The organism is Sphingomonas pokkalii (assembly GCF_003096275.1).
Taxonomy (GTDB): Bacteria; Pseudomonadota; Alphaproteobacteria; order Sphingomonadales; family Sphingomonadaceae; genus Sphingomonas; species Sphingomonas pokkalii.
Genome location: NZ_QENQ01000001.1, coordinates 1,156,783 through 1,171,554, shown reverse-complemented (window position 1 = coordinate 1,171,554; position 14,772 = coordinate 1,156,783). Strand labels below are relative to the sequence as shown.

General features: G+C 61.7%; 9 protein-coding genes. 6 read left to right on the top strand and 3 right to left on the bottom strand.

What is annotated here, in order from left to right:
* Nucleotides 1-134 precede the first annotated feature (134 nt).
* From DD559_RS05375 to DD559_RS05350, 6 genes are all read left to right on the top strand, one after another.
* The gene (locus DD559_RS05375) at nt 135-1,388 is read left to right on the top strand and encodes a tyrosine-type recombinase/integrase (protein ID WP_206364454.1); all 1,254 of its coding nucleotides are present in this window, start codon (nt 135-137) and stop codon (nt 1,386-1,388) included.
* Between the two features lie 694 nt (nt 1,389-2,082).
* Nucleotides 2,083-5,229 carry a hypothetical protein gene (locus DD559_RS05370; protein WP_133243779.1) on the top strand — a complete coding sequence of 1,049 codons (3,147 nt, stop codon included), beginning with the start codon at nt 2,083-2,085 and terminating at the stop codon, nt 5,227-5,229.
* Between the two features lie 107 nt (nt 5,230-5,336).
* Entirely contained in the window at nt 5,337-6,638 is a 1,302-nt protein-coding gene (locus tag DD559_RS05365; protein WP_116468270.1) for an SIR2 family protein, read from the top strand.
* The gene (locus tag DD559_RS05360) at nt 6,635-8,731 is read left to right on the top strand and encodes an ATP-binding protein (protein WP_116468269.1); all 2,097 of its coding nucleotides are present in this window, start codon (nt 6,635-6,637) and stop codon (nt 8,729-8,731) included. The genes DD559_RS05365 and DD559_RS05360 overlap by 4 nt, the downstream gene beginning before the upstream one ends.
* A gap of 234 nt (nt 8,732-8,965) precedes the next feature.
* Nucleotides 8,966-10,186 carry a hypothetical protein gene (locus DD559_RS05355; protein ID WP_206364453.1) on the top strand — a complete coding sequence of 407 codons (1,221 nt, stop codon included), beginning with the start codon at nt 8,966-8,968 and terminating at the stop codon, nt 10,184-10,186.
* Nucleotides 10,187-10,419: 233 nt separating this feature from the next.
* A protein-coding gene (locus tag DD559_RS05350) for an IS630 family transposase (RefSeq protein WP_116468268.1) occupies nt 10,420-11,366 on the top strand; the annotation gives its coding sequence in 2 pieces (ribosomal slippage) (nt 10,420-10,756 and nt 10,756-11,366; 948 coding nt in all).
* A 236-nt stretch (nt 11,367-11,602) separates the two neighbouring features.
* On the opposite strand, the gene DD559_RS20340 is transcribed toward DD559_RS05350, so the two are convergent.
* The 3 genes from DD559_RS20340 to rlxS all read right to left on the bottom strand — a co-directional run bounded on the left by DD559_RS20340 (nt 11,603) and on the right by rlxS (nt 14,520).
* Nucleotides 11,603-12,046: a helix-turn-helix domain-containing protein gene (locus DD559_RS20340; protein ID WP_206364452.1), complete on the bottom strand. Its 444-nt coding sequence runs from the start codon at nt 12,044-12,046 to the stop codon at nt 11,603-11,605.
* An 11-nt stretch (nt 12,047-12,057) separates the two neighbouring features.
* Nucleotides 12,058-12,483, bottom strand: coding sequence for a CopG family transcriptional regulator (locus DD559_RS05340; protein ID WP_116468266.1), 426 nt, complete (start codon nt 12,481-12,483; stop codon nt 12,058-12,060).
* Nucleotides 12,484-12,558: 75 nt separating this feature from the next.
* Nucleotides 12,559-14,520 carry a relaxase/mobilization nuclease RlxS gene (gene rlxS / locus DD559_RS05335; RefSeq protein ID WP_116470734.1) on the bottom strand — a complete coding sequence of 654 codons (1,962 nt, stop codon included), beginning with the start codon at nt 14,518-14,520 and terminating at the stop codon, nt 12,559-12,561.
* Between the last annotated feature and the right edge of the window lie 252 nt (nt 14,521-14,772).

Sequence of the window (14,772 nt, the reverse complement as noted above, 5' to 3'; positions counted from 1 at the left end):
AAATGAGTGCGCCCAATCCGGAGCTGTTCGGTCGCGTTTAGGGCTTTCCGCCGCTGATTTTATGACCGATATTATGACCGAGATTGTCACCCAGAAGCCGGTTGATCTTATGACCGGGGCGAGGGATTTCAGCCATGCTCAACAAATTGTCTGCGCGGGGAGTTGCCGCTTACTTGAACCAAAGGGTCTCGAAAGCCGTCGCCTACGGGGATGGGGGAGGATTGTACCTGCGGCTGAGACCTAACGGTGTGGCGTCTTGGTTCTTTGTCTCAAGCGTTGGCGGGAAGCGTCGGGAGATCGGACTGGGCTCCGCGATCGACGTCAGCCTGAGCCATGCGCGTCAGCGTGCGGCCGAGTTTCGGCAGGCGATTGTTGAGGGGAACGACCCATTCGCTGACCTTGCCGCGGCGAAAGCGGCCGCTCGAAAACAGAAGTTCGACAACTTCGGGCAGTTTGCCGACGCCTTAGTGGACGAACTCTCAGCCGGCTGGTCAAATCCAGTCCACTTGAGGCAATGGCGTGAGACCTTCCGAACCAAAGCAAAGATACTGCGCCACCTTGAACTTGAGGAAGTCACCACGGACGCTGTGCTGGATGTCCTCAGACCGCTATGGATAACGCAGAACGAAACCGCGAGCCGAGTTCGAGGTCGCATCGAGCGAGTTCTGGATGCGGCTCGAGCTAGGGGACTGATCACCCCACCTTGGGAGAACCCTGCGAGATGGCGGGGGCATCTCGCTCACCTACTACCGCCGCGTCGCAAGCTCACTGCGCGAGGGCATCAGGCGGCAATGCCCTTCGAAGAGATCCCGCAGTTCATCCACAAACTGCGCCAACGCTCCGCGTTGGCCGCTAGGGCGCTGGAACTCACCATTCTTTGCGCCACCCGCACGAACGAAACCCTGAAAGCAAAACGGAAGGAATTCGATCTGGAGCGCCGCACGTGGATTGTCCCTGCGGAGCGAACCAAAATGCGGAGAGAGCATCGCATACCCTTGAGCGATCGCGCCGCTGAGATCCTCGCGCCCCTCTGCGAGCCGTTGGGAAGCGACGACTACGTCTTCGCCGTGTCCGAAGGTAATCCGCTCTCGCAGATGTCTATGATGATGCTCCTCCGGCGGATGGGATATGGAGATTACACGGTCCACGGAACGGCGAGATCGTCCTTTCGAGATTGGGCCGGCGAGTGCACCATGCATTCGGAGTCAGTCGCCGAAGCTGCGTTGGCCCATAGCGCCGGTGATGCCACTGTCCGAGCGTATCGCCGCGGCGACGCCTTCGAGAAGCGGCGATCACTGATGGCCGATTGGGCGACCTACTGCGCTTCCGCCAGCGCGGGCTCCCTCCCGACGGATGGCCCTGAACTGGAAGAACCCCCGGCAACGTAGGCGCCCTAAGGCTGCAAAGATAACGCTTCGAACGAAATAGATTCATGCAAAACCTAACTCTCACGGCGAAAACACGGGTTCGAGTCCCGTAGGGGTCACCAGCGATTTCAATCGCTTAGCTGCTGAATGGCTGCACGAAGGTGCAACTTACTGCAAATTTACTGCAAAACCGTAGCTGGAAATCGGCGGACTTTCACAGATTGTTCCGGAGCTGCGACGTTCGTCTCCTCAGCCGGTCGAACGCTGAAAATGCCCGATTCGCACCGGGTCTTCGGCGCCGGATGCAGTGATCCCGAAAGCCATCCATTCAGCCATGAATCAATGGCCATCAATTGCGTGGAAACCTGCCGACCCACTAGTCGTTAAGGCAAAGGCGGGCCGCATCGACCGGTTCGCTTGCGTGTAATCTGCGTGTCGATGTCGACGTAAAGACCAGCCTAACTGGGCGGCGCAATCTTCCCTAGGTGGGCCGGAACAGTCCACCGCCTCGACCTTCCACCAGCCCGTTCGCAAGCGCCTCGATGGGCGGCGCTATGAGTCTCGACCACACAATCAAGCGTGTCGCAGGACCGCCTACTGTGTCGATCTCCAGTACCACGTGCGCCTCGTCACGACAGCGTCCGCTTCAAAGGTTGAGGCTTACCAACACGTGTTCCATAACCCTAGGATAGTGCTCCGACGACGAAGGGGAGAGATGACAGACGGTGGATCCGCACTGCTCGGCAGAGGTGCCGGCGCGTTTTTGCCGCCGTTGTTCCGCCGTGTGCGCGAGGAACTCGCTCGCCGCGGCGCCGGCGACTTGCAGGCGAGCAATCCGGCCTCCATCGACAATGAGCTCAACGAAGCGATCCAAGTCCTCCTCGGCGAAGCAGACACCTTGCCGGACCACATCCTCGGCTGGATCAAAGGCCGATTGTCTGATCCACCGTCAATTTTCGCGGACGCGGAGGCGCGCGACTGGTTGCGGCGGGACGACGTGCGTGCGCTTCTCAAGCGATCGGCCTTGGCATTGGTGGCCGGCGCCGATCTCACTGCCGAGATCGAGGAGGCGAAGCGGCTCTATGCAGTTTCGTCGGACGACGGCGCTTGGCTCGGTGAGCCGCTGTTCGTCTATGGCGTCTCGTTCCTCGCGCTCACTCTGAAAGCCAAGGTCAGCAGCGATACCAGGCTGATCCTTTCCGCAGCCAACGTGCACGCCGAGCAGAGCGCCGCCCTTCTGGAGCGGATCGAGACCAAGCTCGACGGGGTCGCAGTCGCCGTTCGCACTGCGAGCACAACCGCAGAAATTACTGCAGAGGGGCGCTGGCTTCCGGTCGCATTCGGCAGCGACCGAGGCATAGCCCCTGCGCTGCTCGGTGAGATGCTCGGTCCAGCCGATGTCGCTGCCTGCCCAAGACTGATCGAAGCGGACACGCTCCTTGCCCAGCTCGAGGCAGTCGGCGCTGCTCGCATCGCCGGTGTGCCCGGCGCTGGCAAATCAATATCGATGCTGCAGGTTGCTAACCAGATTGCTGGGCGCGGATGGCGAGTGGTCCGCCTGGATGATGCGAACGCGTCGCTGCCCCCACTCATTGCTTCGAACCAGCCTGTTCTGCACCTCATAGACGATGCGCACCTCGCTAATCCCGTGCACGTGCGGCGTCTGGAGGAAGGCTGCGGCCCATCCACCTGGCTCTTGAGCGCTCACACGATCGCCCCCGGCAAAGTCGCCGCGCGCGGAACCGTGCATCTCGATGCCGTTCGCGCCGTGAAGACCATCGCCAACGGGCTCGAGGCCGATTACGGGCGAACTTTTGAAGCCGTGCGTCGGCTTGATGACCGGATCGGCGCATCGATGGGCGACGAGCGGCTGGAGGATCGGCTGAGAGCAGCGGCGACTGCGGATGTTCCTTGGCAGTTCTGCTTCATCCTGAGCGGCGGATGGCGCCGCGCTACGGCATTCGCTGCATCGGCCCGCTCGGCAGGGGCCGATCTGACGCTGGCAGCACTCGCGATCCGTCAGCTCGCAGCGCGCGATGCCCATTTCGCTCCAGAGGAAGCCCACGTGCTGCTCGACGGCATTGTGGAAGACCAGCGGATCGCGTCCGCGATTGACTGGCTACTCGCCCAGCGGCTGCTCCTGAGGCCCGATGATCTGCGATGCCCGCACCAGCGCTTCGGGTCCGTGCTGATCGACCAGGTTCTAACTGGAGTCGAGGCCGAGGAGCGGCAGCGCTTCCGCCTGGTTCTGCAGCGTGTCTTGAGCAATCCGAGCCTGCCCCTTGCCGGACTCGCGACGTTGATCCATGATTTGCGGTATGCGCATGCCGGGAATCGGTACCGCGGCTGGTCCTCGATGGTCGATCCGGACTGGCTAGAGCCGGGGCTGGCAAGATGCTGGAGCGCGCAAAGCCCGATCGAAATTCGAGATGCCGCTTGGTTCCTATCCGAGATCGGCGGAATTCACCCAAACGAGAAGGCGCTCTTCGCGGCACACCAGTCAACGATCTCGGACTGGATCGCCACCTGTCCAACTGGCGCCTGCTATGCCCTTGGCAACCTGGCAAACCATATCCTCAACATCGACGAGGCGCTGGGCACAGCGATCAGGTACCGTATCGACAGCGCGGTCTTCACGCGGAATATCGATGCGGGCGACGCGCGGCGCACAGCAGAAGTGATTGCACTGGCATCAAAGCTGCGTTTGCATTGGGACAAGTCAGCGGGACGGGCGGCATTCCTGCAGGCGCTCGATCGGCCCGCACTATCCAGATTGATGGCAGAGTGGCCCGCATCACTACCGCTTTCCTACGCTGCCGAAATCTCCAAATTCATGGTCTACGCAGACGAAGCCTATGGCTTAGAGATCACAGAGGCGCTTTCCGGAGCCATTGGAGCCCCGATTGCAGCCGACCCGATAGACGCGTTTCACGAACTGAACGATGTAATATCGCATTCGCTCAGACTGCTGGATGTGCTGGGCATCTATGTTGGCAAACGCGCGCCCAATCGGAGACGCAAGGCGATCGGCAGGAAATACGCTGCTGTGTTCGCCAAGGCGTCGCTCGCGGCGTCGATCTCGTCCGCGAAGAAGCGCGATTACCAAAGCTGTGCGATGCTGCTGTCGTTCCTGCAGGACATCGCGCACGAGACTTTCTGCACGGTTGTCCGAGCGATCGACTGGGACGCAGTGAGCAGGACGATTGGCGACGACTGGTCTGGTGGCGGAGGCGACGGAGAAGTGCTGCTAGGCGTCGCCTTTGGTGATCCCCAGATCAGGCCGGTACTCAAAGACCTGATCGCACCACACCTCCCGTCCATGAGGGTTATGGCTGCACGCCTCGCCCTCATGTTCCCCGACCTCGCGATCGAACAACTCAATGCCGGCCGCCTGGTCGGCTTCGATCACCGATGGGAATGGGGAGCTCTTATCACCGGTCATGTTGCGGCGGTCCGCCCCAATCTTCTCGACCGGTTGCTGCAAACCAACTTGAAGGAACTGGCGGACAGCCTTTCGCAACAGCACCCCAATTATTTGCACGAGAAACTCCTGCTGATACGCATCATCGCCGATGTCACGCCTGATGCATTCGATCGTTTGCTGAGCCTTATCGAACCGGCCAGTGCTGCGATTGGCTGGCGCAAGGCGCTCCGAGGAATTCAAAACGAATATGAGCGTGACGCTCAGTCGAACGCTCGGGCACTCGCTGCCTTTCTCGTGGAGCACGCGTTGAGAAAACAGGACGCAGTCGGTGCGATGGCGCGCGAACTGCGCCGGTCCTTTCCTCGCGCGTCTGTTCCCGACGTGAAGACCCTTGAGTCTCCGGGCCCCTACGCCGCCATGAACCATAGCAACGCATGAGAGGGTACGAAGAACCGTGACCGAGCCAGCGGAGAATGGAGCTTACGGCGTCTCGGTTGACCGGGTCAGTTATGGCACAGCTTCATTGATACAGGTCGGGGGAAAGTATGGAGTGGAAGGCGCACGGCTACCGGGTGGGAGCTTCAAATGAGACCTTTGACGACATCCCGACGGACGCGGATGAGCTCGATCAGTTCGTCTCGCTGCACCGTCGCCGAATCGAGCCCTGGCTATCTGCGGTTTTTCAGGCAGAGCATCTCAACCTGCTGCTCGGCAGCGGATTCACGACATCTGTCGCGTTCGCGGCGGGGGTACCCGCAACGGGAATGGATGTGGCTGCTGGCACTTCGCCCCATGCCAAGGCAATCATGGATCATGCTGCCGCCAGCGCCAAGAAGATGGGACGCGGCGAAGCCAATATTGAGGATCAGCTGCGCAGCGCCATTGCCGTGCTCGACGGGCTCGACATCATCGATAAGGATGCTGCGAAATCCGTCCGTTCCGACATCAACTCTGCAATCGAGACCTTTCTCTATTCGCTCCTCGCGACCGAACGGGGCATCGCCGACGCCGACAGCGCGCCAGCCTCCGCCATGCTCCAGTCCTTTCTTCTGAGCTTCGCCAGCCGTGCGGCATCACGCGAGCGGCTGCACGTGTTTACGACCAATTACGACCGACTGATCGAACGCGGGTGCGACGATGCCGGCCTGCGCATCATCGATCGGTTCGTAGGCACCTTGCGCCCCTTGTTTCGCAACACTCGCATCGAGCTGGACTATCACTATAATCCGCCGGGAATCCGTGGTGAACCGCGCTTCATGGAAGGCGTCGTTCGCCTGACGAAGTTGCACGGCAGTCTCGATTGGCGCTTCGACGAGGCTACGCGGCGCATTTATCGCGCCGAGACTCCCTTTGGGGCGGCGGAAGATCATCCAAGCCTTCCGGATTCTCCCGTCGATACTGTCATGATCTATCCAAATCCGGCGAAAGACGTCGAGACGACTCAATACCCCTATGCGGAGTTGTTTCGAGATTTCGCTTCTGCGACGTGCAGGCCAAATTCCGTCGTCGTCACCTACGGCTACGGCTTTGGTGACGATCACATCAACCGGGTGCTCCTCGACATGCTGTCGGTGCCATCTGCGCATCTCGTTATCATCGCGTTCGATCTCGATGATCGCATCAAGGGGTTCCTTGCGCTGACCCGGCCAGCCCAGGTCAGCCTCCTTGCTGGCCGACATTTCGGAAGCCTTCAGCGTCTGGTCGACGACTATCTGCCAAAGCCCGCGCTTGACTATATTACCGGACGGATGTCGGAGCTCCTGAAGAACCGGGCCTTCACCGAAGTCCCGGTTATCGTCGCGGCACCGGCTGCGGATGCGCCGGCTGAACAGGGCGGTGCCGCATGAGGTCTCCTATCGAGCGGTTGTCCGAGTTGGTCATCGGCACGGTCGAGTCCATCTCGTCCGACGAAATCCGCGTCCTCCTAGATCTCGATGCGCCACAATCAACCGCACTCAATACCGGTACGCCGACCAGTTTTCCCCGCCTCAACAGCTATGTTCTGATACCCAATGAGGCTGGCGCGACGGTGGCCTATGTCACCTGGATCGGCATCGAGCGCTCGCCATATCCAAAACGCTCGGGGCTGAAGGACTTCGGCCTCATCGACCTGCCGTTTCCGCTGCGGAAAATGACGCTCACTCCGATTGGCACGCTGACCGTGCGCCGCGATCGCCGAGCAGGAGCCAGCGTTTACGACCTCAGCCGCGGCGTGGTCGCTTTTCCCTCTGTCGGCGATCAGATCCTCATACCGACGCCCGAGCAGATCGCAGCCATTGTCGGTGCAAAGGACAAGGATCGCCGTGTCCGGATCGGCTCTTCGCCGCTTGCCGCAAACACCTCGATCATGGTCGACCCTGACAAGATTTTTGGGCGACACGTCGCTGTGCTCGGTAATACCGGCAGCGGCAAGTCCTGCTCGGTTGCAGGTCTAATCCGATGGTCGCTCGACGCCGCGCAAACTGCGCTCACAAACCCGGCTCAAGGGCCCAACGCTCGGTTCATTATTCTCGACCCCAATGGGGAATACGCCAAAGCGTTCGCCGATCGCGCTGGCAATGTCCGGCTGTTCCGCGTGCCACCCGTCGACGACCAGAAGGGTGAGCGAGCGTTGCGCCTGCCGGCCTGGCTCTGGAACGGCCATGAATGGACGGCGGTGTCGTTCGCCCGCCCGGGCGCGCAGCGACCGCTATTGCTCCAAGCCCTTCGTGACCTGAAAAGCGGCAATATCGCCGGCGTGCCGGCGGAGGCGCTGGTTCGGCGGCACATCTACTCGTACAGGCTGCTGGTCGATGCCTTGCTCGCGCGCGGACCGGCGGCGTTTGCGGGCGATGCCGGGCCACGACGCCAATGCGGGGACCTGATGGACAATATGGCGGCGGATTGCGACGCGATGAGCGCGCGGCTCGACGGCAACGCTGCGGCAATGCTCACCGACATTGCCGCGACCATTCGAGATGTCGCCAATAATCGTCGCGGAAACAATGGTTGGTTCAACAGCTTCTCTGTCGAGGAAATTGAATCTGTTCAGGCTGCCCTGCAATCATTCCTCGATCAGGTCGAGGATGCCTTGGCGGCCGCGCAAATCACCGAGGATGCGCCGATCCCCTTCGACGTACAGATGTTGCCGGATCACCTCGAGCGGATCGCCGCGACCGAAGGGGGCGGACTTGCGGGCTTCATCAGCACGCTTGGGATGCGAATCCGGGGAATGATGGCGGATCCCCGGCTCGGGCAGGTTGTCGGCAGCGAACCGCAGATCAGCTTCGATACTTGGCTAGACGACTTAGTCGGCAGCAACGCGTCGGCGAACGGTCAGGTGGCGATCATCGATCTTTCGCTCGTTCCCTCCGAGATCATCCATATCGTTGTCGCTGTGCTCGGCCGACTGACTTTCGAGGCATTGCAGCGCTACAGACGGCTGCATCCGGACGGCAGGCCGCTGCCCACGACGCTGGTCCTGGAAGAAGCGCATAGCTTCGTTCGCCGCGGCGGGAACGATGAGGGCGTTCCTGAAAACCCCGCGCAACTCTGCCGCGAGACGTTCGAAAAGATCGCGCGTGAGGGACGAAAGTTCGGCCTGGGCCTCATGCTATCTTCACAGCGACCGTCCGAACTGTCGCCAACCATCCTTGCCCAGTGCAACACCTTCCTGCTTCATCGGATCGTGAATGACCTTGACCAGGCGTTGGTCGCACGCCTTGTTCCGGATAACGTTGCTGGTCTGCTGAAGGAGCTTCCCAGTCTGCCATCGCGTCAGGCCGTGCTTCTTGGTTGGGCGACGCCGATCCCGTTGCTGGTCGAAATGGACGAACTGGCAGAGGAACATAGACCGCAATCTTCAGACCCTGATTTCTGGGACGTGTGGACCGGCAAGAGTCTGCGCGTGATCGACTGGCCTGCGCTCGTGCAGGACTGGATTGGCGAGCCGCCCGCGTGATCCTAAGCGGGAAGTTCGGCAAGTTCACTTGGCGATCAGTATGCGCGGTCTGAAGGCCGCCTTGCGCGCTGGGCCATCGACGGGCTGATAGCCGCTCTTTGAGCGGAGAGGTGATGTCGGACGAGATCGGGTCAACGGACGTTGGGGCGAGTACCCGCAATCGCCTATAGCGCTCGCCGCAGCGGAAATATAACGTCTGGCCTAAGATGGAGAATCGAGAGAGACAGTCCCGACGTGCCGAAAGAAACGCCCAGCAAAACGCTCGTGAACAAGCCTAATCCGAAGAAAATTGTTAAGTCGCCTCCGTCTAAGGCAACCAAGCCTGCGGTGACTAGCCCGGCTGCTGCGAAGCTTTCTGCGAAGGCGGCTGCAGGACCAAAGAAGACTCCCAAACCGCGCGATCCGAGCAAGACCGAGCGCAACCGGATCATCAAGAAGATGTCTGAAGAACTGCGCTCGATGGTCGACCAGGTACTGGCTGAAACCGGCTGGAAGACCGAGGCTTCGCTCAACGCGGTAATCGGGGGCAAGGCGGCAGAATTCATGGACCTTCACCATGCGCAAATACTCTCACCCGATTCCTACCTTTCGCTCTACATAAAGGGCTTTGACGAAGCTAAGGCGCAATGGGGCGCACAAACTCATCGCGAAAATTATGAGCGATTCAAGAATTCTGAGATCGCACAGAAATATTTTGCACTGTTTCTCAAGCGTTCCTACCTCAAGCATTTCGACGAATATTCGCGGATGCGTCCGCAGCTCGAAGAGTCGATGATCTGGATCGGCCAGAACAAGGCGCATTATGGCCTGTTCATCACCCCCACCTGGCGCAAGGGCGAGTGGGTCAATGACCGCAGCGAGATCCGGCACTTCCCCAAGCGTTATTGGACGATCGGCCATGTGCTCGCATCGGGCCTTGTCGTCGACGGCGACGAGGATCCGATCCGCTTCGCCGACACCGAGGCCTATCTTGCCTTCTTCAAAAACACTTTGGTGCGCGCCTCAGGCTCGCCGTATGAGAGGGCGATCGCCCAGCACTATATCGACTTTGTGCGCGCGGCACCTGAGCCCGAGCATGTGCCGCTCCTCATCCCGGAATTTCGCTATGGCGGCAAGGATGCCAAGCACGGCTATCGCCTCGACTTCACGATCATCAACCCGTTCACGATGGAAAAGGTCGGTTTCGAGCTTTCGCCTTGGTCAACCCACGGTCAGCTTAAAGGAATAAAAACAAAGACACAGGCCGAGATAAACGAAGAAGCCAAAGCCAATTTCGAGAAGGAGGCAGATAAGCTTCGCGCATATTTCAAGAAGCATGGCGTCTATGCGCTGATCTACACCGACGCCCAGCTTGCCGATATCCCCGGCCTTTTCGCCGAGATGGAGAAATATCTGAGCCCGGTCGACAAAGTTCAGCAACTCGATTTCGAACTTCTTAACGCGTTTTTCAAATGAACGACCCCGCTACGCCCGTTTGACTCGGCGGGCAGATCAGGCGGGATCTCCCTCGTGGCGTGTACAAACAACGCCCATGCCATGACTGGCTTTCTTTTAATTCAGGTTCTGGTGTCATCTCATATTTTTCCCAAGCACCTAGAGCGGTTTCCACACGATCTGAGTCGTCGGGGATTCCCATTTGCGGCGTGATGTGATTCACGCTTCCTGCTGGTGGCAGGAGGCCAGCATGGATGGCGCGAACGCTTTCACAGGACCTTCGAGACAGGGTTGTCGCCGCAATTGACGGCGGCCTGAGCTGCCGTGCCGCGGCGGCGCGCTTTGGTGTCAGCGTGTCGAGTGCGATCCGCTGGCGACGTCTTGCGTTGGAACATGGCCGTGCCGTGGCCAAGCGACGCGGCGGCGACCGGCATTCGGGCAAGATCGAAGCGCACGGCGACTTCATCCGGGCACTGATCGCCGAGCAGGGCGACATGACCCTGGCGGAGGTTCAGGTGCGGTTGATCGAGCGCGGTGCCATGGTCGGGATCGGCACGGTGCATCGCTTCTTCGTCCGTCACGGGATTACGCGCAAAAAAAGACCGGGCACGCGATCGAGCAAGACCGTCCCGACGTCCTGAGGCAACGCCAGCGCTGGTTCGACGGCCAGATCGATCTCGAGCCCGAACGCCTCGTGTTCATCGACGAAACCTGGACTGCGACAAACATGACCCGCAGCCACGGGCGCTGCGCCAAGGGCGAGCGATTGCGGATGGGCTTCCCGCATGGCCATCGCAAGACCACAACGCTGGTCGCCGGCCTGCGCATGACCGGCATGGTCGCGCCGATGGTGCTGGACGGGCCGATCAACGGCGATTGGTTCGAAGCCTATGTGGCGCAGGTCCTGGTGCCAGAGTTGCGGCCCGGCGACGTCGTCATCATGGACAACCTCTCGAGCCACAAGCGGGCCGCCGTGAAAGAGCGGATCGAAGCGGCCGGAGCAGCCCTCCGCTTTCTCCCGCCCTACAGCCCCGACTTCAATCCCATTGAAAAGGCCTTCTCCCGCCTCAAGGCCATGCTGCGCAAGGCGGGCGAACGAACTGTCAACGGGCTGTGGGGTTTGATCGGCAGGCTCGTCGACATCTTTCAGCCCGCCGAATGCGCCAACTACTTCAGCTCGTGCGGCTACGAACCGGAATGAGTGGAAACCGCTCTAGATCTAACAATATTCTCGTATAAACTCACTCCGTCTTAGCGGAGGATCCAAAAAGCCTAGAAGAAGTAGATTTTGCGCACTGCCGAACGTGCGAATGGCCGGTGTTGGCGCAAACCGACGCCCCCGGTCACTGTGACGAACGGCAGAAAAGTCCCAAATTCATTCTATCTCGCATGTCAGCTCTACGAATGTTCCAAGCAGAGGCCCAAGCCAATACTATCTCAGCGAGAGGGCGTGAGGGGGGATGAACGATCCACGCCGGCCCCGTCGTCTCGATCATAGAGCGCCAAAATCATACGCTCGACAACGCCGTCTTCTGCTTTCCTCCGCCGTCCCTCGTCCGACGACGAAAGTTCGCGACGAACCGCCTCGGGGGTCGAGGCAAGGCTCGCCGTCAAAATGGCATTGGCCAGAAACGGGTGCATCACCTCGGCTAAGGGGGGCCGGGCGCCGTCGCCTGCGGTGGGACCGCCACGCTGAAGCAACGCATCGATGCTGGTCATAGGCACAAGGGTGATTGCCCCCACCTTGATCACCCCGATCTCGCCGGCCTTAATCAGCTCGTAGAACTTCGACCGGCCGATGCCGGTGATACGGCAGGCATCAGCAATCCGCAGCGTGATGGGCGACAGGTCGGTGTTCGGCTTGCTCAGCGTAGGACGCATGGGACGCTCCTTCATCTGTCCCTCCCCAGTTCTGGGGATTGACGGTTGGCGATGCGGTTGTTCGTGTCGCCCCGGGCGATTGCTCGACCGACGAGCTCGACGAAGGCGTCGTAGCGAAGCCGGCCGAGACGCTGCGTCTCGGTATCAAAGGCCGGCTGGTGCGCCGTGAGGGTAAGCTGGTGGCGGACGAAGAGCCCGAGGGCTTCGGTCAGATAGTCGAGCTTCTGCTCCATCCGGTCGGCGGCGCGGTTCTGGCGGTCGAGCCGCGCGCCGAAGCGCTGGTCGAGTTCATGGCCGGCACGGCGATCGAACCAGGCGGTCAGCGCGTCGGTCAGGATCGCGGTCTTCGACGATCCCGGCTGCGCAGCCATCGCGTCGAGCTTCGCCGACAGCTCGTCGGGAAGATAGAATTGGTGGCGGGTCTTGCGCGTCTGCATGTGGTGCAGAATCCGCCTGTTCCCGCTTCCGTTACAGGTCCTGGCTGGTGAATCCCGGTACCTCTTTGGGGACTCTCAGAACCCGCCGATCTCCGGACCCGAACGCCGGCGCCCAAATGTCCAGCTGATCGCACCGCCGCGATCGATGCCGGAAACGGTCCGGCCGATCTGCTTTTCCAGCACCGGCCGCCAAGGCACCAGCGTGAATTCCCGCGATTTCTCGATCACCGCATATTTCGCGGCGCCGACCTGCACCGCCTTGCGATAGGTACCCTCAATCGCGCCACCGCGATGCTCGGCATAGCCGAGCCCCGTTTCCTTCGAGAGCTGATCCGCGACCTGTCGCAGTTTCCGGCGGCGGAGCTCGGTCAGCAAATTGGCGCGGAAGCGGACGGCGTCGCCGTCGCGCCAAGCGAGGTCCTCCTCGATCAGCCATTGGCGGCGAAGCACCAATGCCTGCCGCACCTGTGCCCCGAACCCGCCGCCCAGCGCTTCCGGCTCCTTCGCGACATGCTGCTCGTCGAGCCAGGTCACGCCGTTGTGGCGGACCAGTTCCAGGACCGGGCGCTCGGCAAGCGCTTCGATCTCGACGGGCCGTGCCGCAGCCGCCCTCCGTTCAAAGGTCAGGACCTTGTCGAGATGATCGGTGCCGATTTTCCAGCTGCCATCGGCACGCCGCTCGACCTCGCCCCCTCCCCGCCGCATCGCTTCCAGCCGCCGGGCATGGGCTTCGGCGAAGCGCTGACTGGCACTGGCATCATGGCGCAGGTGCCCGTCGACGCTGTAAATGCCGTTGTTGGCGGCAGCGACCTCGGCAACCGTTCGATCGACATCGCGGATGCCAGCGATGACCGGCGACACCCGCACAATCTCGGGGCGCTCGCTCACTTCCGAGAGCGACCGATTGCCCAGCTCGACATAGTGGCTGCGCCCGTCGGTCGCGGCCACGATCAGGTAATGGCGGTCGCGATGCTCGTCAGCCAGCCCGGTCGCCACGACACGGCCGACCAGCGGCTTGCCCTCGGCCGGGTCGTAGATCGCATAGTCCTGCGGATGCACCTCGGGCGCACGCGCCTTCAGCTGCACGTGCATCGCCGCGATGATGTCGCCTCGGCGGCCCATCGCCCGCAGCGTGGCCTCCAGGTCGTCGGCGAGCCGGAAGCGCCCTTTCCCCTCGACGGTCGCCAGTCCCATCCGCGCGAGCGTGCCGAGGCGCGCGGCGCGCAGCCCCTGCTCGACGTGGTCGCCATGCCAGAACGACACCAGCCCGTCGGCCTCGCGCCCAGCCAGCAACCTGCGATCGATGCTGGTGAACCGCTCCTGGCCGACCTCGCGCTCGCGGCCCTCGAAAATCTCGCGGTCGGTGCGCGGCCCGAGGTCGACATTGACCAGCTCCGCCGCCCGCGCGGCGAGACCCCGGCTGATATATTCGCGGGCGATGATCAGATCCTGGCCGCGATCGTCGACCCCGCGCACCAACACATGGGCATGCGGATGACCGGTGTTGAAATGGTCGACGGCCACCCAGTCGAGCTTCGTGCCGAGGTCCTGCTCGACCTGCGCCATCCAGCGCCGCACCAGCGGCTTTAGATCTTCGTACTGCGCGCCGTCTTCGGGCGCGACGATGAAGCGAAACTGGTGCCGGTCGTCGACGCCGCGTTCGAGGAATGCCTTGCCGTCGGCGACATCATGGTCAGCGGCATAGAGCGTGCCGCGTCCGCCCTCGCGGGTGGTGCCGTCGCGCTGCAGATACCGCAGGTGCGCGGCAGCGCCCTTCGCCCCCTTCCCTGCCAGCTTCACGAAGCGGGCCTTCACGACGACGCGGCGCGTGCGAATTCCGGCAAAACGATCGGACGCCCCGAGCACCCGGCCGACGCCCGAACCGCGCCCAATCCTGCTGCCATCGAAATGCCGGGCGCGGGCGGCCGACGATCGCACCGACCCGCCCGCCAGATTGGTCGCCTTGCGAAGCTGGTGCGCGAACGGGCGATCCGCGCCGACCCGCCCCAACCATAGCTCGAATGGATCCTCGGCCATGACGCTATCCCATGCTGGAAAGTGCCAGATGAGGGTGCGCAGGCGCAGCCCTTCAAGGGCCTCCATTCGGGGGGCCGGAAAGCCGCAGAATTGCTGGTGTTCCGGCAACTGCGCCTTCCAGATGGAGGCACCGCCATGGGCATGCCTCCATCAAAAACGACGTGCAGACGCCACTTCCGGGGCCGCTTGGAGGCACCGCTTTTATCTTGCCATCCCTTCTATCCCCCCGCCGATCCCCGCCAGTCTTTCATA

Bases quoted from the DNA above. Each gene is read 5' to 3' on its own strand.
- DD559_RS05370 (WP_133243779.1), top strand. From the start codon at position 2,083: ATGACAGACGGTGGATCCGCACTGCTCGGCAGAGGTGCCGGCGCGTTT.
- DD559_RS05340 (WP_116468266.1), bottom strand. From the start codon at position 12,483: ATGCAGACGCGCAAGACCCGCCACCAATTCTATCTTCCCGACGAGCTG.
- DD559_RS05375 (WP_206364454.1), top strand. From the start codon at position 135: ATGCTCAACAAATTGTCTGCGCGGGGAGTTGCCGCTTACTTGAACCAA.
- rlxS (WP_116470734.1), bottom strand. From the start codon at position 14,520: ATGGCCGAGGATCCATTCGAGCTATGGTTGGGGCGGGTCGGCGCGGAT.
- DD559_RS05365 (WP_116468270.1), top strand. From the start codon at position 5,337: ATGGAGTGGAAGGCGCACGGCTACCGGGTGGGAGCTTCAAATGAGACC.
- DD559_RS20340 (WP_206364452.1), bottom strand. From the start codon at position 12,046: ATGCGTCCTACGCTGAGCAAGCCGAACACCGACCTGTCGCCCATCACG.
- DD559_RS05360 (WP_116468269.1), top strand. From the start codon at position 6,635: ATGAGGTCTCCTATCGAGCGGTTGTCCGAGTTGGTCATCGGCACGGTC.